At 61.8% G+C, this 21,819-nt stretch carries 20 protein-coding genes and 1 pseudogene; 14 read left to right on the top strand and 7 right to left on the bottom strand.

What is annotated here, in order from left to right; translation table 11 throughout:
- Positions 1 to 39 precede the first annotated feature (39 nt).
- The 4 genes from ATK06_RS00100 (at position 40) to sepX (ending at position 4,284) form a co-directional block, all read left to right on the top strand.
- Complete coding sequence (locus tag ATK06_RS00100) at positions 40 to 960, top strand: UTP--glucose-1-phosphate uridylyltransferase (RefSeq protein ID WP_048380320.1); 921 nt, start codon at positions 40 to 42, stop codon at positions 958 to 960.
- Positions 961 to 1,070: 110 nt separating this feature from the next.
- Complete coding sequence (glp, locus tag ATK06_RS00095; RefSeq protein ID WP_048380322.1) at positions 1,071 to 2,363, top strand: molybdotransferase-like divisome protein Glp; 1,293 nt, start codon at positions 1,071 to 1,073, stop codon at positions 2,361 to 2,363.
- A gap of 7 nt (positions 2,364 to 2,370) precedes the next feature.
- Positions 2,371 to 3,066 carry a GNAT family N-acetyltransferase gene (locus tag ATK06_RS00090; protein ID WP_098388613.1) on the top strand — a complete coding sequence of 232 codons (696 nt, stop codon included), beginning with the start codon at positions 2,371 to 2,373 and terminating at the stop codon, positions 3,064 to 3,066.
- An 84-nt stretch (positions 3,067 to 3,150) separates the two neighbouring features.
- Positions 3,151 to 4,284 carry a divisome protein SepX/GlpR gene (sepX, locus tag ATK06_RS00085; protein ID WP_053072772.1) on the top strand — a complete coding sequence of 378 codons (1,134 nt, stop codon included), beginning with the start codon at positions 3,151 to 3,153 and terminating at the stop codon, positions 4,282 to 4,284.
- Between the two features lie 34 nt (positions 4,285 to 4,318).
- Here the strand turns inward: sepX and ATK06_RS00080 are convergent, their stop codons facing one another.
- Entirely contained in the window at positions 4,319 to 4,921 is a 603-nt protein-coding gene (locus ATK06_RS00080) for a DNA-3-methyladenine glycosylase I (RefSeq protein ID WP_048380626.1), read from the bottom strand.
- A gap of 65 nt (positions 4,922 to 4,986) precedes the next feature.
- On the opposite strand from ATK06_RS00080, the gene ATK06_RS00075 reads away from it, so the two are divergent.
- Together ATK06_RS00075 and ATK06_RS00070 are read left to right on the top strand one after the other, a co-directional pair.
- The gene (locus tag ATK06_RS00075) at positions 4,987 to 5,391 is read left to right on the top strand and encodes a DoxX family protein (RefSeq protein ID WP_048380628.1); all 405 of its coding nucleotides are present in this window, start codon (positions 4,987 to 4,989) and stop codon (positions 5,389 to 5,391) included.
- 26 nt (positions 5,392 to 5,417) lie between these two features.
- Entirely contained in the window at positions 5,418 to 6,068 is a 651-nt protein-coding gene (locus tag ATK06_RS00070) for a zf-HC2 domain-containing protein (RefSeq protein ID WP_098388610.1), read from the top strand.
- On the opposite strand, the gene ATK06_RS00065 is transcribed toward ATK06_RS00070, so the two are convergent.
- On the bottom strand, positions 6,065 to 7,648 hold the full coding sequence (locus tag ATK06_RS00065) for a dolichyl-phosphate-mannose--protein mannosyltransferase (protein WP_408608307.1): 1,584 nt from the start codon (positions 7,646 to 7,648) through the stop codon (positions 6,065 to 6,067). The genes ATK06_RS00070 and ATK06_RS00065 overlap by 4 nt on opposite strands.
- A 67-nt stretch (positions 7,649 to 7,715) precedes the next feature.
- Between ATK06_RS00065 and rsmI the strand changes: the two genes are divergently transcribed.
- From rsmI to metG, 3 genes are all read left to right on the top strand, one after another.
- Positions 7,716 to 8,606, top strand: a complete 891-nt coding sequence (gene rsmI / locus ATK06_RS00060) for a 16S rRNA (cytidine(1402)-2'-O)-methyltransferase (RefSeq protein WP_231913480.1) — start codon at positions 7,716 to 7,718, stop codon at positions 8,604 to 8,606.
- 213 nt (positions 8,607 to 8,819) lie between these two features.
- Positions 8,820 to 10,691 carry a BCCT family transporter gene (locus ATK06_RS00055; protein WP_083986019.1) on the top strand — a complete coding sequence of 624 codons (1,872 nt, stop codon included), beginning with the start codon at positions 8,820 to 8,822 and terminating at the stop codon, positions 10,689 to 10,691.
- A gap of 133 nt (positions 10,692 to 10,824) precedes the next feature.
- Positions 10,825 to 12,660 carry a methionine--tRNA ligase gene (metG, locus tag ATK06_RS00050; protein ID WP_048380634.1) on the top strand — a complete coding sequence of 612 codons (1,836 nt, stop codon included), beginning with the start codon at positions 10,825 to 10,827 and terminating at the stop codon, positions 12,658 to 12,660.
- 5 nt (positions 12,661 to 12,665) lie between these two features.
- Here the strand turns inward: metG and ATK06_RS00045 are convergent, their stop codons facing one another.
- On the bottom strand, positions 12,666 to 13,214 hold the full coding sequence (locus tag ATK06_RS00045; protein ID WP_048380325.1) for a hypothetical protein: 549 nt from the start codon (positions 13,212 to 13,214) through the stop codon (positions 12,666 to 12,668).
- A gap of 2 nt (positions 13,215 to 13,216) precedes the next feature.
- Positions 13,217 to 14,020 carry a trimeric intracellular cation channel family protein gene (locus ATK06_RS00040; protein WP_098388606.1) on the bottom strand — a complete coding sequence of 268 codons (804 nt, stop codon included), beginning with the start codon at positions 14,018 to 14,020 and terminating at the stop codon, positions 13,217 to 13,219.
- A gap of 67 nt (positions 14,021 to 14,087) precedes the next feature.
- On the opposite strand from ATK06_RS00040, the gene ATK06_RS00035 reads away from it, so the two are divergent.
- The 4 genes from ATK06_RS00035 (at position 14,088) to ATK06_RS00020 (ending at position 18,102) form a co-directional block, all read left to right on the top strand.
- Entirely contained in the window at positions 14,088 to 14,921 is an 834-nt protein-coding gene (locus tag ATK06_RS00035; RefSeq protein WP_098388604.1) for a TatD family hydrolase, read from the top strand.
- Positions 14,922 to 15,114: 193 nt separating this feature from the next.
- On the top strand, positions 15,115 to 16,248 hold the full coding sequence (locus tag ATK06_RS00030) for a resuscitation-promoting factor (RefSeq protein WP_048380327.1): 1,134 nt from the start codon (positions 15,115 to 15,117) through the stop codon (positions 16,246 to 16,248).
- Positions 16,249 to 16,280: 32 nt separating this feature from the next.
- Positions 16,281 to 17,150, top strand: coding sequence for a 16S rRNA (adenine(1518)-N(6)/adenine(1519)-N(6))-dimethyltransferase RsmA (gene rsmA, locus ATK06_RS00025; RefSeq protein ID WP_048380328.1), 870 nt, complete (start codon positions 16,281 to 16,283; stop codon positions 17,148 to 17,150).
- Positions 17,134 to 18,102 carry a 4-(cytidine 5'-diphospho)-2-C-methyl-D-erythritol kinase gene (locus tag ATK06_RS00020; RefSeq protein ID WP_098388602.1) on the top strand — a complete coding sequence of 323 codons (969 nt, stop codon included), beginning with the start codon at positions 17,134 to 17,136 and terminating at the stop codon, positions 18,100 to 18,102. Before rsmA ends, ATK06_RS00020 begins: the two co-directional genes overlap by 17 nt.
- On the opposite strand, the gene ATK06_RS00015 is transcribed toward ATK06_RS00020, so the two are convergent.
- Positions 18,002 to 19,252 (bottom strand): YibE/F family protein, encoded by a 1,251-nt coding sequence (locus ATK06_RS00015; protein ID WP_048380331.1) that lies wholly within the window; start codon positions 19,250 to 19,252, stop codon positions 18,002 to 18,004. The two genes, ATK06_RS00020 and ATK06_RS00015, sit on opposite strands and share 101 nt — an antisense overlap.
- 55 nt (positions 19,253 to 19,307) lie before the next feature.
- On the opposite strand from ATK06_RS00015, the gene ATK06_RS00010 reads away from it, so the two are divergent.
- Entirely contained in the window at positions 19,308 to 21,116 is a 1,809-nt protein-coding gene (locus ATK06_RS00010; RefSeq protein WP_098388600.1) for an ATP-binding cassette domain-containing protein, read from the top strand.
- A 47-nt stretch (positions 21,117 to 21,163) separates the two neighbouring features.
- Here the strand turns inward: ATK06_RS00010 and ATK06_RS00005 are convergent, their stop codons facing one another.
- Positions 21,164 to 21,631, bottom strand: coding sequence for a metal ABC transporter permease (locus tag ATK06_RS00005; RefSeq protein WP_169916223.1), 468 nt, complete (start codon positions 21,629 to 21,631; stop codon positions 21,164 to 21,166).
- 5 nt (positions 21,632 to 21,636) lie between these two features.
- Positions 21,637 to 21,819, bottom strand: a pseudogene (locus ATK06_RS11290) (hypothetical protein); the annotation flags it as partial.

Raw genomic sequence — 21,819 nt, 5'->3', positions numbered from 1 at the left:
TGCCACATTAGCGCTTGGGGCGGGCTAGAGTAGTACTTTATGAGTACTCCCATTGACCAGCACCCCCATTTGGTGAAAACTGTTGTGGTTCCTGCGGCCGGCCTGGGCACCCGTTTTCTCCCCGCGACGAAGACCGTTCCTAAGGAGCTGCTCCCGGTTGTGGATACGCCGGGTATTGAAATGATTGCTGACGAAGCCGCAGATCTTGGGGCCACCCGCTTAGCAATTATCACCTCTCCTGGGAAGGACGGAGTGCTGGAGCACTTCAAGCCAGAACCTGAGTTGGAAGAAACCCTTAAGGCGCGCGGTAAGGATGAGCAACTTGCTAAGGTGCGCCATTCCTCCCACCTCATCAACGTGGAGCCGGTCATCCAGGACAAGCCCTTGGGGCTCGGCCACGCGGTCGGGTTGGCTGAAGAAGTGCTCGACGATGATGAAGACGTCGTCGCAGTGATGCTTCCCGACGACGTCGTGATGCCTAGCGGAATCGTGGAGCAGATGGCAGCTGTCCGCAAGGAGTTCGGCGGATCGGTCTTGTGTGCCGTCGAGGTTCCGGAAGACCACGTCTCCAATTACGGAATCTTCGAAGTCGAGGAAGTTGGCCGTGACGACGTCCGCAAAGTTACCGGCATGGTCGAAAAGCCGGACCTGGAGGACGCGCCGTCGAACCTGGCTGCCACCGGCCGTTACCTGCTTGACCGGGCTATTTTCGATGCGCTTCGCCGCATCACCCCAGGTAAGGGCGGGGAACTGCAGCTTACCGACGCCATCGCGTTGCTCATCAGCGAAGGCCACCCAGTCCACATTGTCATCCACACCGGCAAGCGCCATGACCTGGGCAACCCGGCTGGGTACATTCCTGCCTGCGTGGACTTTGGCCTGCACCACCCGAAGTATGGCCCGGGCCTGCTGCGCGATATTAAGAAAATTATCGCGGACTTCGAGGCCGAACAGAACTAAAGTTATTGCGCGGAGGTGCAACCACGAAGTGGCTGGCCGCGCGGTTAGAATGACGCTCTAGTATTTTCGGTACCGTCAGGTGGCCGACACACCAAGGAGGGCTGGGATTAGTGCGATCAGTTGAAGAACAACTTGCGCTGATTACCGCTGCGGCGGTTCACCCGGAGCCGGTCCGCATTGCCATCGTCGATGCCCTGGGGCTGATGTGCGCAGAAGATATTGAAGCTTCCGCCGACCTGCCTGGCTTCGCCCAAGCCGCTATCGACGGCTATGCCGTGCGCGCCGTGGACGTGGGCGGGGAAGTAGGCATCTCTAACCGCAACCAGCCCGAGACCCAGTCGGGTGGGCGCGCCCTCGAACCGGTCGAGCGTTCCCTCCCCGTCGTTGGTGAGGTGGCCGCGGGATCCCAGACTCCGTTGCGTTTGCAGCCGAAGCAGGCGGTCCGGGTGCATACCGGCGCTCCTCTTCCCACGCTTGCCGACGCCGTCCTACCCCTCGGGTGGTCTGACCGCGGCCGGAACCGTGTCGTGGCCACGCGTGCTGTGCGTTCGGGGGACTTCGTACGCCGCCCGGGTGATGATATTTCCCGCGGGGACCTTGCGGTAAGCGCCGGTTCGGTGCTGGGGGCTGCGCAGATTGGGTTGCTCGCCGCGGCTGGTCGTTCTCATGTGCTCGTGTACCCGAAGCCGCGTGTATCCATTATTTCCGTGGGGGCCGAGCTGGTGGATGTGCACCGTACTCCGGCGTTGGGGCAGGTTTTTGACGTCAACTCGTATTCCCTGTCGGCCGCCGCGCGGGAGGCGGGCGCCGACGTACACCGGGTGGGTATCGCGGCAGGTGAGCCACGTCGGCTGCGCGAGGTCATTGAGGCGCAGATGATGCGCAGCGAAGCCATCGTGATCGCGGGTGCCGTCGGGGGCTCGGGTTCGCGCGTGGTCCGTGACATCCTCAACGAACTCGGCGATATTGACACCACCCGCGTCGCCGTCCACCCAGGTTCCGTCCAAGGCTTCGGTGTGTTGGGCGAAAACAAGACGCCGGTTTTCCTCCTGCCGTCGAATCCGGTGTCTGCGCTGGTGGGCTTTGAGGTGTTCGTGCGCCCGCTGATTCGTCTCGCGTTGGGGAAGCGGAATTACACGCGCCGGACCGTGCGTGCTCGTGCGCTCAACCACATCACCAGCAGGATTGGTCGGCGTGGTTACATTCGTGCCCGCCTCATGCGGGATGCGCACACTCAGGATTACCTTGTCGAAGGTTTAGGCGGGGCCACAGGTGCCCCAGCACACCTGCTTGCTGGCCTGGCGGAAGCCAACGCGCTGATTCTCATCCCAGAGGATGCCCCGGAGATTCGTCCTGGCGATATCGTGGACGTCATGTTCCTCGCGCAGGGCACCGGCCGCTAACCTCGCCATGTTGAATTTTCTTGGGCTGAACTCAGCCCGTATTTCCCGGCCGGCTACGGGCGCGCCGAATCCTTTACACCCCGGGTGGGCGGAGGCGACGCGGGCCGTCGTTACGCAATCGGGCAGGTCGGTTCGGCTGCGCCCACTTTTGCGTCGCGACGGCCGCGATTGGGCCCAGCAACGCATCCTTGATGAAGCTATCCTGCGGCCTGTGGAGCCTACTGTCGAGGAGCCGTGGGAGGTTGCTCATTCCCGGGCTGCGTACCTGAACCTGTGGGCGTATCTGCGTAAAAGTGCCCTCGAAGGGGACGTAGTTCCGCTGGTGGTGGAGGTTGACGGCCATTTTGCCGGCCAGATTACGGTGGGCAATATTCAGCGGGGCGCGACGTCGTCGGCCTGGATTGGGTACTGGGTCTATTCCGGAGTGAGTGGCCAGGGTGTAGCGACGGCCGCGTGTGCGCTGGCCACGGATCACGCGTTTCAACGCTGCGGCCTCCACCGGTTGACGGCCACGTACTTGGAGGCGAACCAGGCGTCCGGCACGGTGCTGGCACGTAACGGTTACCGCCGGGAAGGTTTCCTGCGCCGGAACCTGCATATCGACGGCCGCTGGCAGGACCACCACCTGGTTGCAATAACCGCTGAGGATTTTGCCACGTCATGCGTAGACCGCCTGAAAGTGGCGGGTTTTCTGCGCGGATAGGCGGCGTGGGAACGCCACGGTGACCGGCGAAGAGACTATCGTTTTGGCACAACTATCGTCGTCGTGGAAGGTGGATGAAAACCCGTGCTGTCTGGTGGCGTCATCATCCTTTTAATTATTGTGGTCTGGCTGTTTGTGCTGGCACCGCTACTTATGCGTGGCACCAAACCGATCCGGAAGTCGGGTGAAGCGTACGAGGAGACGCGCGTCCTCCACCACGGTGGCACGGAATTGCCTGCGGAGCTCTCCCGTGAGATGCAGCGTCGCGCTGTACCGGAGACTGCGAAAACTACCACCCCTGAGGACGTAGCCGCAGATCAGGATTATGAGGTGGTGTCGGAAGAGGACATCATCATCGACGACCTCGACACCGCAGAGCCCGTCGAGGAGCCGCAGGAGACCGTGTTCACGGCGCGCTCCCGCGTGGACTCTGCCCCGGAGGCACAGCCGGATGTTATCGACGGCGACATCGTTCACGAGCTCGTCACCGCCCCCACTGCGGAGCAGGACGATACCCCCGAAGCTACTGAGGCGCCCGAGACGGGTGACTTCTTCGCCGAGGTGGAGATTGCCGAGGGCGGCTACGACTACGACTCGGCCTACCTGGATCCCGACGACCTGCTGTACGAAAACACCCGCGGCGTGCGCGCAGTAGACGCCCCAGCTCTGGAAGAAGAAGCCCCAGAGCTGCACGACGACGAGCCCGTGGAATCCTACGACGAGCTTTCCGCAGACGAGCGCGCCTTCGCCGAAAAGCGCGCGCGCCGTGGTGGCTGGGACCCCGAAGCTGCGCAGGCGCATTCAGCGTCGACGTACCAGCGCCGTCGCCGGACCCTCGTGGGCTTGGCCGCTGCGATTGTTCTTGGTTTTATCCTTGGCTTCGCGGTCGGCGGCTGGACGTGGTGGATCCCAACTCTGGCTGTCGTGGCTACCGCGGTGTACTTGGTCGCCCTGCGTAAGCAGGTTCAGGAAGAGACTGCTTTACGACGCCGCCGCATCCACCACCTGCGCCGCGCTCGTCTTGGCGTGGCCAGCCGGGACGCCCACGAACTGAATATTCCCCGCCAGTTGCGGCACCCTGGCGCGGTGGTTGTGGACCGTGACGACGAAAGCCCTGACTTCGCCCATCTTGAGGTAGCTACGTACCAAGATGAGCACGGCGATCACGATCCTGGCGTCGGCGGAGACCATCACCCAGGTCTGCGCGTCGCAGGTTAATACACACCCGGCATCTTCACGGTGCCGGGATTTTTTATGCCCACACCCCGGAACTTCCGCGGCGGTACGAACCCACCAAGTGGGTGTCAACGATCCCGATAGCTTCCATTAGCGCGAAGCAGGAGACTGGGCCCACGAAGGTGAAGCCGCGTTTCTTCAGTTGCTTCGCCATGGCCTCGGATTCGGGGCTGCGGTTCGGCACTTCTTCCATGGTGCGCGGGGCCGGGGTTTCGGCAGGCTTGAAAGACCAGAGAAACGTGTCCAAGCCGCCTTCTTCGCGCAGGGCGATTGTTGCTTGGGCGTTGGTGATTGCGGCACGGATTTTGCGTTCGTTGCGCACGATACCTTCGTTGGACATGAGGTTTGCGACCTTGGTGTCGTCGAAAAGCGCAACAGTGTCCGGGTCAAAGCCGTCGAAGGCGGTGCGGAAGGCCTCGCGTTTGCGCAGGATGATGGCCCACGACATCCCTGCCTGGAAGCTTTCCAGGACCAGGCGTTCGAATAGTTCTGTTTCGTCGTGAACGGGCATGCCCCATTCGGTGTCGTAGTATTCCCGCAGCAGGGGAGATTGTGCTGCCCACGGTGGACGGGCGAGGCCGTCGGTTCCAATTACTGTTCCGTCACTGTGATTTGTCATAGCGTTCATGTCCAATGTAGACGTGTGTGGGCCCGCGCGTGGTTCCGTACGGTATTCTTAAGCGCATGGATAAGCCTGTTGTGCGCGATGGTGCCCTCCTGCTCATACGAGTCGTGGTGGGCATCGTTTTTGTGGCACACGGCTGGAATATCTTCTTCGTCGCAGGTATCACCGAAACCACCGGCCAGTTCTCCGCATGGGGAGTACCACAGCCGGGTCTTTCCGCATGGATTGCTGGCTTGGGGCAACTGTTAGGTGGAGCGTTGCTGGTAGTGGGGCTCTTAACGACGATCATCGCAGGTGCCCTAGCGCTGCTGACCGCATGTGCGCTGTACTTTGTGCACCTTGGTTCCGGTTTTTTCGCGACCGATGGGGGTATAGAATACCCGGCGGTGCTGCTTGCGAGCCTGCTGATGATCGTGGTGTTCGGCTCTGGTCGGGCTAGTGTTGACGCCGCATTGACCCGCTAAAACTTTCGTGAAAGGGGAAGTCAGCCATGATTTCACACGATGACGTGCAAGCCGACATTTCCGCACGCCTCGACGGTGAACCTGGCACTATTCCCGACGACGTATTCGAAGCACACCTCGCCGCCTGCCCCACGTGCACTGGGTTCTTTCACCGGGCGCAGACTCTGCAGCAGGCGCTTGGCGGCCCAGCGGAACACCGCACTGATCTCACGGACACAATCCTGGAACAGGTGGAACCGCAGTGGCGGAAGGCAACAGGTTCGCGTGTGGTTAGCCGGACGGTATCGCGCTTGGCAGTTATCGCTACGGCGGTGGGTTTCGTGGTGTGGGCGATCCTCATGCTCATCGATACCGCAGGGTTAGTACCCGCAGTGATGGGTAAAGACCAGGTACTTCCACTCGAAGCTGATCCCGTGTTGGCCAATACCTTGGCACAAGGTGCGGCTGTGCGGATGGCCACCGCGCTGGCCCTGTTTTTCGGAGCCTGGCGCCCACGCCTCTTGCCGGGCCTACTTCCGCTTCTGTGCGGTTGGTTTATGTTTAGCTTCGGGTTCGGGATGCGTGACATCCTTCTGGGCCTGGGTACGCAAGCGCAGTACCTGCAGTTGCTTTTCCTCGGGTTTTCTGCCGGAGCAGCCGGGTGGTGCTGGTGGGCGCACCGCCCGCGGCGTATCTAACGCCAGCTGGGCAGCCACATTAATTGGTTGTAATACGCCTCCGGAATCAGGTAGCCGTAAAGGATTGGGCTAAACGCCGCAAACATGGCGACGACCGCACCGAGGTAGACGATCACCGCGAACGTACCCCAGCGCATGGGGCCACCTGCGAGGCGTTGGAGCCACCGCCACGGAATGACGCTCCCGCGCCCCTGCACGAAGCCTAAGGCTAGGGCAAGCAAAACGATCGTAAACGGGACCAGCGCGGTGGCGTAGAAGAAGTACATCTGCCGGTCGTAGCCAATCAGCCAGGGGATGAAACCTGCCGCGAACGCCACTACGGGGACTGCGAAGCGCCCGTCGCGGCGACCGATGAGCCGCCACAGACCCCACAGCAGTATCGGGATGGTCAGCCACCAAATAATAGGGGTGCCAAAAAGGTAGATCATGCGCCGGCAGGTTCCCACGGCGCAGTCCACGTCGGTTGAAGAAAGATACAGCACCGGGCGGCCTGCAACTAACCACGACCACGGTTTGGAATCCCATGGGTGCGAATGGCCGCCGGAGGTTGTCAACGAAGAGTGAAACTCCAAGACGGAGAAGTGGTAGTACAGCCAATTAATCAGCGAGTCCGGAAGCGGAAGAGACCGCAGCCAGGAGTCTGCGGAGACCTGCCCGGTCTCGGTTGCATGCCGGTATACCGCGGTTTCTGAGGCGAACCAGGAGCGCCAACTCCACAGGTATAGCGCGCCGGGGAGCACGGCAAGGGAAGCGGTGGCGGGGATGCAGTCCCGGGCGAACATGCCCGACCACGGGCGGGGTGCGCCGTAGCGTCGGCGAATCAGAACGTCGCCGACGAGTGAGGCGATGAGGAAGAAGATGATGTAGTACAGCCCCGACCATTTCACGGACATTGCCGCCCCGAGCATGATGCCGGCACCGAAACGCCACCAGCGGAATCCGATGCGCGGCCCGCCGTAGGTAGCCCAGCCCCCAGCCGGCAGGCCGGGGACATGGTCGTGGAAACGGTCAATAACCTGGTTTCGGTCGCAGGCGAGCATCCAGGCTGCGGCAACGATGAAGGTGACTTGGAAGATGTCGAGCATTCCGAAGCGGGCGCTGACGAGGAGGACGCCGTCGCAGATGGCGATGATGCCGGCGAAGGCTGCAATCTCCCATGACTGAGACAGCTCGCGGGCCAGGGCCATAATCGCCAGGATGGTGAGCGTTCCACAGAGGGCCGTCATGACGCGCCACCCCCACGGGCTGTACCCGAAGACAAATTCTCCCAAGGCCAGGAGGCGTTTGCCCAGCGGCGGGTGCACAACAAGGCCGTAGCCCGGGTTGGATTCGATGCCTCCGAGGAGGGGGTTGATCCAGCTGCGGACCATGTCGTAGCCCTGCGGGACGTAGTGTTTCTCATCGAATACCGGCGTCCCTGATGCGACGGCAGAACCCAGGCCGATGTAGCGGCTTAAGGCTGCCACGAGACCCAGGATCACAAAAGTCAGGGTGTCCGGGCGTTTCCAGGGGGTGCGCAGTGGCTTCCTGGAGATGTAGGCCGGGGCTGTGAACTGGGGTGTCGTGCCGGAGGCGTCGATAAGCGTCTGATGACTCACGGGCAACAAGTCTAGCCAGCGGGCTATGGAGTGTGGAAGTGTAGGAGGTATGAGTGAGACGAAGATGCCCGGAATTGCAGATATCGAGCTTCCCCGCGGGGTCATCGTTGCCGCGACACCGCTCGGAAATATTGGCGACGCCTCCGTGCGCCTGCAGGCCGGGCTGGCGCGTGCCAACGTGATTGCCGCCGAAGATACGCGGCGCACGCGTGCCCTAGCTGCGGCGTTAGGGGTAGAGATTACCGGGCGTGTGGTCTCTAATTTTGATCACAATGAAGAAGAGCGTGTCGCAGCACTGCTTGACGACGCCCGCCGCGGCACCGTGCTCGTGGTCACGGATGCAGGTATGCCGGTGGTTTCTGATCCTGGCTTGGCCCTGGTTGATGCTGCGCTGGAAGCAGGAATTCCCGTGACGTGTTTCCCGGGGCCTTCTGCCGTACCGACAGCCCTGGCGCTGTCCGGTTTATCGGTGGGCTCTTTTATCTTCGATGCGTTTGCTCCCCGGAAAGAAGGGCAGAAGCGCACGTGGCTTGAGGGCTTTATTCATGAGCGCCGGGCGGTGTGCTTCTTTGAATCGCCGCACCGTATTGCGGCCACTTTGGAGCTTGCGGCGGAGGTGCTGGGTCCGCAGCGTCGGGCGGCGGTGTGTCGGGAACTTACTAAGACGTATGAGGAGGTCCGGCGCGGAACGTTGGCGGAACTTGCGCAGTGGGCGAGTGAGGCTCGCGGTGAGATTACTGTGGTGATTGACGGCGCTGATCCACACGCGGCTGAAGCCGACGAAGCGGACCTGGTGGCGTTGGCACTGGACAAGGCGGCCGCCGGTGTGCGGTTGAAGGCCGCGGTGAAGGAGATTGCGGCTCAGTATAAAGTGCCGACGCGCGAGTTGTACGACGCAGCCGTCGCAGCGCAGAAGGACCAGAAGGGCGACGGGGACTAGTTTTCGTGGTGGTGTCACCATCCATATAGTGTGTCCTGCGGCACAATTATTAAGTTGTTACCATCCCGTTATAAACGAATGTTGGTTCTGTAGAGTGAACTGCGCGAAAGGGCGGTAACAATTTGATAACGTCCGTGGATAGATTTCTGTAAAACCGCTGAAAAAGTTGGGATTACTTTGAAAAATACCCGATTGTGACGGAAAGTTATACGTATGACTAACCGTGACCATAATTCTGATGAGCCGCAAAAGGATGAGTTAAGCGACCCGTCAGTGAAGGATCTGTCGGGAGAACCGGTAGCCATGGCGGAGACCCGCCAGGTGCCGGAAGGGTTCAATACGGACGCCGTTGATCAACCTTCGGCTACCGAGGAACTTGCCGCAATGCTGGAGGGCCAGCATGCGATTAGCACCACCCTGGACAAGGGTGAAGAAGAGGTTGAACTGGCCTCTGAGTCCGATTCGGACAAGATTAATTGGCCAGTCGTTCTCATTGCCGGCTTTATTGTCTTGGCAACTGTTGCCTGGGGCTTGGGCGCGCCAGAGTCCTTTGGCAACTTCGCGTCGAACGCGATTGACATCGTGATGACGAACTTTGGCTGGGCATTCGTTCTGTTCGGTACCGTGTTCGTAGTCTTTGTCATCTGTATCGCGCTGAGTAACTTCGGCACAATCAGGCTTGGGCGTTCCGACGAAGAGCCCGAGTTCCGCACGGTGTCGTGGATCGCGATGATGTTCGCAGCCGGCATGGGCATTGGTCTGATGTTCTACGGCGCGTCCGAGCCACTGACCTTCTACCGTCAAGGTGTTCCTGGGCGGATTAGTGAGGATGTTTCCTCGTCGATGGCATCGGCGATGTTCCACTGGACGCTGCACCCGTGGGCTATCTACGCCATCGTCGGCATGGCTATTGCGTACTCGACGTTCCGTATTGGTCGTCGCCAGCTGATTTCTTCCGCGTTTATCCCGCTGATCGGTGAGCGCGCTGCGGAGGGCTGGCCAGGACGCATCATCGACATCCTGTCGATTTTTGCAACCGTCTTCGGTACCGCATGTTCACTGGGTCTGGGCGCACTGCAGATTGGTGCTGGCCTTTCGGCATCCGGCATCATTGAAAGCCCGTCTGAGTGGGTCATCATCGGCATCGTTTCCGTCTTGACCCTGTGCTTTATCTTGTCTGCAATCTCTGGTGTGGGCAAGGGTATCCAGTACCTCTCTAACGCCAACATGGTCCTGGCAGCATTCCTGGCGATCTTCGTGTTCGTCTTCGGCCCAACGCTGGCTGTTCTAAACCTGATCCCAGGTTCCGTTGGCGCGTACCTGTCGGATTTCTTCACCATGGCTTCGCGCACCGCGACGAACTCCGATGGTGAGTGGCTGCAGAGCTGGACCATCTTCTACTGGGCATGGTGGATTTCGTGGTCCCCATTCGTGGGCATGTTCTTGGCTCGTATTTCCCGTGGCCGTACGATCCGCGAATTCTGCATCAGCGTCTTGCTGATTCCAGCTGGTGTCTCCACCGTGTGGTTTGCCATCTTCGGTGGTACCGCGATCACGATGGAGCGCGAAGGCAACTCCATCTGGGGTGACGGTTCGGCAGAAGGCCAGCTGTTCAACCTGCTGCACAACATGCCCGGTGGCACGATCCTGGGTTGGGTCGCCGTGGTCTTGCTGGCTACGTTCTTCATCACCTCTGCTGACTCCGCGTCCACGGTCATGGGTTCGATGTCCCAGTTCGGTCGCGCTGATGCCCGCCCTGTGGTCTCGGCAGTGTGGGGTTTCCTCACGGCCCTGATCGGCCTGACCCTACTTATCGGTGGTGGCGACGACGCCCTGTCGAACCTGCAAAACGTCACCATTGTCGCGGCAACGCCATTCTTGGTGATCGTCATCTTGCTCATGTTCGCCATCGTCAAGGACTTGCGTAACGACGTCATCTACCTGGACTACCGCGAACAGCAAGAATTCGGCCGCCGTCTTGCCCGCGAGCGCCGTATCCACAAGGAAAACCAGCGTCGTGAAGAAAACCTACGCCGCCGGAAAGCCCGTGCTGCTCGCGCTGCACGTACCCCGAAGCGGAAGTAAGAAAACTACCTAGGCTTTTTAAGTCGCGCCCGGCTCGCTCCTTTGCGTGGAGCGCGCCGGGCTTTGTGTTCTGCGCGGGTGGTATCTGGGTGTGCGTTCGAATGTGTCTGGGGCACTTGATATTGTTGTGTGCATGACAAAAACCGTGCTCGTCAATGTTGCTTGGCCTTATGCCAATGGACCCCGCCACATCGGACACGTGGCGGGTTTCGGTGTTCCGTCGGATGTGTTCGCCCGGTATCACCGAATGCGGGGCAACAATGTACTGATGGTTTCCGGTACGGATGAGCACGGAACCCCGCTGCTCGTGCAGGCGGATAAAGAAGGCGTAACTGTCACTGAGCTTGCGGACCGCTACAACCGCCAGATTGTGGAGGACCTGCAGGGCCTAGGCTTGTCCTATGACCTGTTCACCCGCACGACTACGCGCAACCACTACGCGGCTGTGCAGGAACTCTTCCGTGGCCTGTACGACAACGGTTATATGGTCAAGAAGACCACGATGGGTGCAGTATCTCCAACCACTGGCCGTACGTTGCCGGACCGTTACATCGAGGGCACCTGCCCAATCTGTAAGGCCACCGACGCCCGCGGTGACCAGTGTGATAACTGCGGTAATCAGCTAGATCCAGTGGACCTGATTAACCCAGTTTCCAAGATTAATGGTGAGACCCCGCAGTTCATTGAGACTGAACACTTTATGCTGGACCTGCCAGCTTTGGCTGGCGCGCTGGAGGAGTGGCTCAAGGGCCGCGAGAACTGGCGCCCCAACGTGTTGAAGTTCAGCCTGAACCTGCTGGAGGATATTCAGCCGCGCGCTATGACCCGCGACATTGACTGGGGTATCCCCATCCCTGTCGAGGGTTGGGAAGATAACGGGGCAAAGAAGCTCTACGTCTGGTTCGATGCAGTGGTCGGTTACCTGTCTGCCTCCATCGAGTGGGCGTACCGTTCTGGCAACCCGGATGCGTGGAAGCAGTGGTGGCAAAACGGTGAGGCCGAGTCCTTCTACTTCATGGGCAAGGACAACATCACGTTCCACTCCCAGATCTGGCCCGCAGAGCTCTTGGGCTACGCCGGCAAGGGCGACAAGGGCGGTAAGGTCCACGAACTCGGTGAACTGAACTTGCCGACGGAAGTCGTGTCCTCCGAGTTCCTGACCATGTCCGGTTCCAAGTTCTCTTCCTCCAAGGGCGTTGTTATTTACGTCAAGGACTTCTTGAAGGACTTCGGTGCTGACGCGCTGCGCTACTTCATCGCAGTCGCCGGCCCAGAGAACAATGATGCCGACTTCACCTGGGATGAGTTTGTCCGCCGCATCAACAATGAGTTGGCCAACGGCTGGGGCAATCTGGTGAACCGCACGGTTTCGATGGCGCACAAGAACTTCGGTGAGGTCCCGCAGCCGGGCGAACTCCACGATGCGGATAGCACGCTGCTGAAACTTGCGGAAGACACCTTCGGCACCGTGGCTGAGGCTTTGGAGGCCTCGAAGTTCAAGGTCGGAATGTCTGCCATCATGCACGTGGTCGCAGAGGCTAACGCGTACATTGCTGCGCAGGAGCCGTGGGTTCTGGCAAAGAGCGAGGATCCTGCTGACCGCGAGCGTCTAGCCACGGTCCTGTGGACTGCACTGCAGGTGGTGTCTGACTGCAACGTCATGCTCACCCCGTACCTGCCGCACACTGCGCAGAAGGTCCACGAGACCCTCGGTCGCGACGGCATCTGGGCAGCGCAGCCACGCATTGAAGAGGTTGTCGATGACATGCCTGTCGACGTCGTCGGCGTCGGCGTACCTGAAAAGGGCCGCCACTACCCAGTGATTACTGGCGACTATGACGATCAGCAGGCCGTCTGGCAGCGCGTTGACGTGGTACCTGGTACCGCGCTGGCAAAGCCGAAGCCGCTCGTCGCAAAGCTTGACCCCGAGCTCGGTGAGACCGGCCCGGAGTGGGCGCCGGTCCAGTAAGAACTTTAAAGCTGACGCGCTTCCTGCACTGCTGCGTGGAAGCGCGTTCGCGCTATCTGGAGGGTATCGGGGTGGGTAGTCACGGCGTCGATAAGGCCGCGGACTGCGTCCCAGTGGCGGTAGGCCTGTGCGTCGGGGAGCAGGTCAGCTGTGCCGAGCGCCTGCGCAACAGCCTCCGGCAACGCGGGGTCGACGTAGGCCAGCACACCATAGTCGGCCGCCGGGTTACCCACAGCGCAGCGGGAAAAGTTGGTGAAGTCAGCGCTTCCCACGATCACGCAGTCGGCGGTCCACAGGTGTTCGGCGCGGTCAAGGATGCCGTACACCACGTCGAGGTCCGCGACAGGAAGATGGGCGGGGAGGATCACCGCCGCTTCACGCTGAACTCGTGCGACCTGCTGCGCGTGGGTGCTCGATGGGTCGTCCCACCGCTGCAACCCAGCGGGTGCGTCTGCGGCGTGGAGTGCGTGGAAGAAATCCGCCCACTGTTCGGCGGACGCGGTTTCGGGCGCTGAAAAGGCGGCGGACACGTCCTGCTGGGCTGGAGAAATCATGGTTAGGATTCCTTCTTCTTGCGGCGCATGCGGTTTTTGATCTGGTCCATGGTGCGTGAGGCCATGGGCAGCACAGCGCGGCGATCCACCGGTTCGCCGGGGATCCAGCCGCGGATTTTACGCAGACGCAGGCGGTCGGCTTCGCGGGCGAAGTTCGGGCGGGGGATGGTCAGGCTTACAGCGCCCGGCAGGGTCCAGCGGCGCCAGCGCGCAACAACGCCCAGGACAGAGCAGAGGACTACGGATACGCCCATGCCCAGGTTGGCGTTGCCCACAAATTCGGTGAAGAAGACGGCGTTCAGCGAGCCCAGGATTGCCACGGTGGCACACAGGGGCGTGCCGCCGAAAATGGAGGGCACACGGTTGACGAGGACGTCGCGAAGCACACCACCGCCGACCGCGGTGATCACTCCCATGCCGACGGCGGGGATCCAGTCCAGGCCCACGGCCAGGGCTTTGTTCACGCCGGTGGCGGTCCAGCAGCCCATACCCAGGAAGTCGATGACGATCAGCGCGCGGTTTGTCCATTTGCCAGACAGGTCGATGAAGTAGGCCAGCGCTGCGGCGAGGAGGGCGCCGACCATGTAGCCGCGGTCGGTGAGCATGACGGGGAAGCCCGTGTTGAGCATGAGGTCACGGATCATGCCGCCGCCCATACCGGTGACGATGGCGAGCAGGATGAAGCCGATCACGTCGAAGCGCAGGGCACGCGCGACGACGCCGCCGAGGACGCCGTTGGCGAACACTGCGCCGACGTCGACAAGCCTGAAAAAGAGTTCGGAATCAATGACTGTTTGGGTCTGCACGCCTTCTGCCTTTGCCTACTTGGTTGTTGCTCCCAGCCATCGTACTCATCGCCTTTATACTTGCCCCATGAGCAAAAAGAAACCGCGCCCCGAACCCGTACCGGCAGCTGGACTTTCTGGGCTTATCGACGCCCATACGCACCTCACCAGCTGTAAAGACGATGCCGCAGACCTGGTTGAACGGGCGCGGCGTGCTGGCGTGGAGAAGATCTGCACCGTCGGCGACGGGCTAGCAGAGACGCGGGCGGCGTTGGATCTTGCGAAGCAGTTCCCGGATGTGTGGGCGGCGTGCGCCATCCACCCGACGCGCGCGCACGAACTCGATGCTGCTGCCCGTGCCGAGCTGGAGGAGATGGCAGCCGACCCGAAGTGTGTGGCCATCGGGGAGACAGGCATTGATACCTATTGGATTAAGCACGATCCCGAAAAAACCGCGCCCCTGGACGTGCAGGAAGAGGCGCTGCGCTGGCACGCAGACTTGGCGGTGCGCACGGGGAAGGCGCTGATGATTCACAATCGGGAAGGTGATGAGGAGCTGCTGCGCATCCTCGACGACTGCCCAGCGCCCCCGCACGTGATTTTGCACTGTTTCTCTTCACCACTCGACGTGGCGCGCGCGGCGCTAGACCGGGGCTGGATCTTAAGCTTCTGCGGAAATACCACCTTCAAGCGCAATGATGAACTGCGCGCGGCCGCGGCGTTGGCCCCAGCGGATCAGTACCTTATTGAAACGGACGCGCCGTATATGACGCCGGAGCCTTTCCGAGGGAGCCGTAATGAGCCGTCCTTGATCGGGCATACGGCATTGGTGGTTGCGCAGGCCCGCGGGGTGGATGTTCGTGAGGTTGCCGGGGACGTGTCGGCGACATTCGACCGCGTGTACGGGCTGGCGGAAAACTAAAGAAACCTGAGCCCATAAGTCACGTGAGTGCACTGGCGTTAACACCCGTCACGGGGACGGTGTGACGTGCATTGCAGTCGCGTGTGGTTTTGGACAGTCACGTGTTTGTTACCGTATTGTTATCAAGAGAAGTTGCCGGGCATATACCCCCGCCTGAAAACTACAATGCTACTTGGAGAAGTTTTACTAACCCATGACTGGTTCCACTCGTTCCCTTAACCGAATCAACCGCACCGCGTCTGTCCCGCTGCGCGCCGCTACCGGTGGCGTGCTGGCGACCATGGTCGTCGGCGGTGTTGCTGTTGTGAGTGCGCAGAAAGACATCACGCTCGACATCAACGGCGAGCAGATGGCGCTAGCTACCTTCTCCTCTGACGTTGCCGGCGCCCTTGAGGATGCGGGCATTGAGGTCGGCGCCCAGGACATTATTTCGCCTGCGCCGAGCACTGCGCTGGGGAAGAATGACACGATTACGGTGCGTACCGCGAAGCCGGTCGCAGTGGTCATCGACGGGGAAGAACGCACACTGACCTCGAACGCGGTGACCGTGGGTGAGCTGCTCGGCGAAATTGACGTAGCTCGCGGGTCCAACGTGGATGGCAGTGCCGACGCCAAGCTGCAAGACGGCATGAAGGTGGAAGTCACCACCCCGAAGATCATTGCCGTCAACGAAGCAGGCACCGTCACCTACACCGCCGTTGCGGCGAAGACCGTGGGAGACGTACTCAAAGAACGTGGCATCGCAGTTGGATCCGAGGACCGCGTCACCCCGGCCCCGTCTGAGAAGCTGGCCAACAACACGGTCATTACCGTGGACCGCGTGGAATCCACCGAAGAGACCGTCCGCGAACCCTTCGAGGCCCCGGTCGAATACATCGACGACCCCGAATCCCCAGAAGGCACCGAAACTGTTGTCACGCCGGCGCAGCCGGGTGAGCGCGAAGTTACTCGGCGCATCGTCACCGTCAACGGCGTGGAGGAATCCCGCGACATCATTCACGAAACTGAGCTGGCACCGGCGACGGCGGCCGTCGTGAAGCGGGGCACCAAGCAGGCCCCATCTGCTCCGTCGGTCGCGTCGGGGTCCGTGTGGGACCAGCTGGCACAGTGTGAGTCCGGCGGCAACTGGGCCATCAACACTGGTAACGGCTACCACGGCGGCCTGCAGTTCAGTGCCTCCACCTGGCTTGCTTACGGTGGCGGCCAGTACGCGCCCACCGCCGACCAGGCTTCCCGCGAACAGCAAATCGCAATTGCTTCCAAGGTGCAGCAGGGCCAGGGCTGGGGTGCGTGGCCAGCGTGTACCGCACGCATGGGCCTGCGCTAAACCCGCGGGGTACTGCGGTAGGCTGGGCTACCGTGAGTGAAGAATCAGCAGTCCAGCTTCTTGGGCCGGTAGAAATCCGCGCCCTCGCCGAGGAACTCGACGTCACCCCGACCAAAAAGTTGGGGCAAAACTTCGTGCATGACCCCAACACGGTGCGTCGCATCGTCGATGCAGCCGAGCTCAGCCCGGATGATCACGTCGTCGAAGTGGGGCCCGGCCTTGGATCTTTGACGCTTGGGCTGCTGGACACCGTGCAGAAGGTCACCGCAGTGGAGATTGACCCGCGCCTGGCGGGTCGCCTTGAGCAAACGGTTTCTGAGCGCGCCGCCAGCGTGGCCGATCGCCTGACGGTGGTTCTCAAGGACGCGCTTACGGTCACGCCGGATGACGTCGATAAGCCCACCGCCCTAGTGGCAAACCTGCCGTACAACGTGTCCGTGCCGGTGCTCCTGCATTTTCTTGAGGTATTTCCCTCCATCAAACGGGTCCTGGTGATGGTGCAGCTTGAGGTCGCCGACCGCCTCGCCGCGAAGCCTGGCTCCAAGATTTACGGGGTGCCCTCGGTAAAGGCTGCGTTCTACGGGGACGTGCGCAAGGCCGGGACGATCGGCAAAAATGTGTTCTGGCCAGCGCCGAAAATCGAATCCGGCCTGGTACGCATCGACGTGTTCGAGGATGCGCCGTGGCCGCGCAGTGCACGCGAGCAGGTTTTCCCGCTTATCGACGCCGCCTTCGCCCAACGCCGCAAGACACTGCGCGCGGCCTTGTCCTCTCACTTTGGGGGCGGCCCAGCTGCGGAGGCCGCGCTGAAGGAGGCGGGCATCGAGCCGACCCAGCGTGGAGAAAAGCTGGGTGTCGCGGACTTTGTACGGTTAGGGGCCAGCGATGTCAGCGCCGATTAATGCCCGCGCCCACGGCAAGGTCAACCTGTTTTTGGGTGTTGATTCCGTCCGTGATGACGGCTACCACAATCTTGTCACCGTATTCCAATCTATTTCGGCGCACAATGACGTGACGTTGACGCCGGTTCCCGACGTCAGTGCGGCTCGCGATTCTGTGGTCACCGAATTGACCGTCAGCGGCCTAGACGCTGCGAAGGTGCCCACGGATTCTACGAACCTGGCGTGGCGTGCCGTAGACGCGATTGCCGCTATCGCGCGGGTGGGGGCCAGCGAGGCAGCGTTGCCGTGCCTGCGTGTTCATATTGCAAAATCTATCCCCACGGCCGGCGGGATGGCCGGCGGTTCCGCCGATGCGGCGGCCGCGCTCGTGGCTGCCAATGAATTTTATGGCACCGGCCTGGGGCTAGACGATCTGCTCAGAGTTGCCGCGACTTTAGGCGCCGACGTGCCGTTTTGTGTGCGCGGTGGCACCTGCCTAGGCACCGGCCGCGGAGATGAGCTCGTTCCTGTGCTGTCGCGTGGGACGTACTGGTGGGCGTTTGCTGTATCACCTGGCGCGGGCCTTTCTACCCCGAAGGTTTTTGACCAGCTGGATGGGATGGAGCGCACGCCGCACGTGGATCCTGAGGCCGTCATTCAGGCGATCGGGCGCGGCGACGTCCACGCGCTTGCGGGGGCGTTACACAATGATATGGAGCCGGCTTCGATAAGTTTGGCCCCGCACCTGCGCCGCACGCTCGCGGTTGCGGAGGACGCGGGGGCGCTGCGCGCGGTGGTTTCGGGTTCGGGGCCGACGGTCGCATTCCTGTGCGCGGGCCAGGATGAAGCCCAGGACGTGGCGGATTATGTGCTTAGTGCGAATGTGGCACGCGCTGCTGTGGTGGCTTCTGGGCCAGCTCAAGGCGGTGCGTATCTGATTTCTCCGGAACAGTCCACGCGGCCACAAAAGTAGTCAGCGGCACCGCCAGGATAAGCGCGAGGGCGCCGATGATGGAGCGCAGCAGCTCGGTGGCGACGACATCGCTGGTCAGAGTGTCAAATAGCGAACGGTCCGCGGCCGAGATGAGCAGTAGCAGGGGAAGTGCCGCGCCGGTGTAGCTCAGGACCAGGGTGTACACCACGGAAGTGATGTGGTCTTGGCCCACGCGCATCGCACCGGTGAACAGGCGCCAGGGGGTGGCGTCGGGATCCAGGTCGGCGAGCTCGTTGATGGTGGAGGCTTGGGCGATGGTCACGTCGTTGAGCACGCCTAGGGTGCCGATGATAAACCCGGCGGACAGTAACCCCATGACGGAGACTTCCGGCAGGTAGAGCATGATGTTGAGCAGGTCCTCGGAACCCAGGCCGCGCACCCCCGTGGAGCGAAGCCCCAGGGTGGTTAGCCCCGCTGCGAGGAGGAGTGCGAGCAGAGTGCCGGCAAGCGCAGCCGCTGATTTCCAGTTAATGCCGTGCACCAGCGGAACCACTGCAAGCAGAATTACGGCGCCGGTAATCACGGCCAGCAGGGAGGACGACACGCCCGTGGCCACCGCCGGCAGGAGATAGGCCAGGATGAACGCCAACGTGATCCCCAGGCCTGCGAGCGCGCGTACACCGCGCCATCCTGCGAAGATAATCAGCCCGAGTACAACCGCTAGGCCCCACCACAACAGGGAAGGGCCGCGGGCATAGTCGGCGAAGGCTAGCTGGTCGCCGGAGGTCATGCGGATCTTGTCACCGGGTTCCAGGACTGGTTCTCCGGGGACGTTGTAGTGCACAAACATGGTGTTGCGCCCCGCATGTTCGCCGGAGGTGATTTCTACGACGGAGCGCCTGCACTCCTGGTCGGCCGAAGTGTCATCCACTGGGAAGATGGGGGAACCGTCGAAAACCTGGCCGACGGAGGGGGATTGGCAGGCGTCACTGTCGACGGAGATCACGGTGCCGTCGATAAGCTTCTGGTTGTATTGCGAATGCACGAAGGCGTCGCTAATGTCTGGGTAGCCGCCGCGCGGCCACGTCCATGCCATCCCGACCAGCGCTGTGATCGCGGCGAGGATAAGACCACCGAGGAGGAGGCGTCTGGGCAGGGAGCGCGTGGTGGCGCTGGCATGTCTGGACATGGTGGTTAGCCTAGTCTGTTCCGGCGGGTGGAAGCGACTAGGCTGTGCAGGTGATATGACGAACTTAATCAACGTAGAAAACGTGTCCCTGTCTTACGGTTTAAAGACGCTTCTCGACGGCGTCTCCCTGGGCGTCCAGGACACTGACCGCATCGGGGTAGTCGGCTTAAACGGCGGTGGCAAGACCAGCTTGTTGGAAGTGCTCACCGGTTTGGAGGAGCCAGATTCCGGGCGCGTGTCCCACAATTCGGACATGAGTTTCGCGGTGGTGACCCAGCGTGCGGAACTCAACCCGGAGGACACGGTGGCCGCCGTGGTCCTGGAGCCGCTGGGCGTGGAGACCTACGAGTGGGCCTCGAACCCTAAGGTCCGCGAAGTCCTCGGCGGGCTGGGGATCGTGGACTTAGGCTTGGATACCAAGGTGGGCCAGCTTTCTGGTGGTGAGCGCCGCCGCGTGAACCTGGCTGCGGCGTTGGTGCGTGACCTGGACCTGATCGTCCTCGACGAGCCCACCAACCACCTGGACATCGAGGGCGTCCAATGGCTGGCTGAGCACTTGCTTTCCCGCAAGATTGCCATCGTGGTGGTCACCCATGACCGTTGGTTCCTGGATACCGTGGCTAACCACACGTGGGAGGTCCACGACGGCACCGTTGACGTTTACGAGGGTGGCTACAACGATTGGACGTTCGCCCGGGCTGAGCGTGCTCGCCAGGCCGATGCCGCCGAGCAGCGCCGCCAAAACTTGGCGCGTAAAGAACTTGCGTGGCTACGCCGCGGCGCTCCGGCGCGTACGTCGAAGCCGCGCTACCGCATCGAGGCAGCTGAAGCCCTGATCGCGGATGTTCCCGAGCCGCGCAACAAGGTAGAACTACTCAGCTTTTCAAAGACCCGCCAGGGCCGCGTGGTCATTGAGCTGGAGCACGCGCAGATCGATACCCCGGACGGGCGCACGCTGGTCGACGACCTCACGTGGCGTCTCGCGCCGGGCGAACGCATCGGCTTGGTGGGGGTGAACGGTTCAGGTAAGACCACCTTGCTGCGCACCCTCGCCGGCGAATACCCGCTGGCTGCAGGCAAGCGCATCGAAGGCCAGACCGCCCGGATCGGGTGGTTGCGCCAGGAACTCGACGACCTGGACCCCGACCGGCGCGTCATCGACTGCATCGAAGACGTGGCCACCTACGTGGAATTCGCCGGCGGAACCCTGTCGGCCTCCCAGCTGGCCGAACGCCTAGGCTTCGCGCCGAAACGCCAGCGCACCCCGGTGCGTGACCTCTCCGGCGGCGAGCGTCGCCGCCTCCAACTCACCCGCGTGCTCATGGCCGAGCCGAACATCTTGCTTCTCGACGAGCCAACGAACGACCTTGACATCGACACGCTGCAAGAACTCGAAGACCTTTTGGATAAGTGGCCGGGCACCCTCGTGGTGATTTCCCACGACCGCTACTTGATCGAGCGCATCGCCGATTCCACCTGGGCCCTCTTCGGGGACGGCACGCTGACCAACCTCCCCGGTGGTATTGACCAGTACTTGGAGCGCCGCGCGGCGGAAGCCGATACCGGTGGGGTAGTAGATCTTGGTGAGCACACAGAAAAACCCGACACACCGAAAAACGATGCGCCGGGTCTGAGCGCTCAAGAACACCGTGAGCTGCGCAAGACGCTCAACCGCCTGGAACGTGAGATGTCTAAGCTTTCCACAACCATCGAGCAGACGGAGAAGAAACTCGCGGACGCGTCCGTGGCCGAGCCGCTGGACACGGAACTTCTGGCGCGCCTCGACGGGCAGCTGCGCGAAGCGCGCAGCCAGCACGAAGAGATAGAGATGGAGTGGTTAGACGTGGCGGAGCGAATGGAATAGGCGCTGGCCCAGCCACACCACAATAAAGATCACGCCGTAGAACACGCTCATCGTCGCAGAGGTTGCCGCACCCAGGTGGTAGGCGGACCAGAATCCACCGAGGATCCCAGGACCGCGATGCCGATGGTGAGCGCAAACATCGTCGATAATTGCTTGCTCAGCAGGTACGCCGTCGCCGCCGGAACCACAATGAGGGCTACCACCAGCAGGGCGCCGGCGGCATTGAACGCTGCGGTCACCGTGACAGAGACCAGGAACATGAACGCGGCGTTGAGCAGGCGCGGGCGCATGCCCATGGTCTGCGCGATCTCCGAGTCGAAGGTGCTCAGTTTGAGCTGCGGGTAGAACGCAAAGATAAAGCCCGCATTGATGGCCAGGACCAGCAGCATCACGTACATGTACTGTGGCCCGAAGTCGCGGGTGCCCACGATCAGGTGCGGCATGCTGGCCAGGTTCAGGTCACCGACGAGCACCGCGTGGGTATCCAGGTGGATGTTGGCGAAGTTGTTGGTCACCAGGATCACACCACCTGCGAAGAGGGCGGGGGAAGATGAGCCCCTGCGGGGCGTCGCCGCTGATGAGGCGGGTGGCGGACAAGTATTCCGCGCCCAACACCACAACCCAGGCCAGCGAGCGCTGCGCCCAGGATTAGCCAGGGCGAATCCAGGTCGTGGGTGAAGAAGTAGCCGACGACGATGCCGGG

It is taken from the genome of Corynebacterium renale (genome assembly GCF_002563965.1).
GTDB classification, from domain to species: Bacteria; Actinomycetota; Actinomycetes; order Mycobacteriales; family Mycobacteriaceae; genus Corynebacterium; species Corynebacterium renale.
This window is presented reverse-complemented; position numbering and strand designations above follow the sequence as displayed.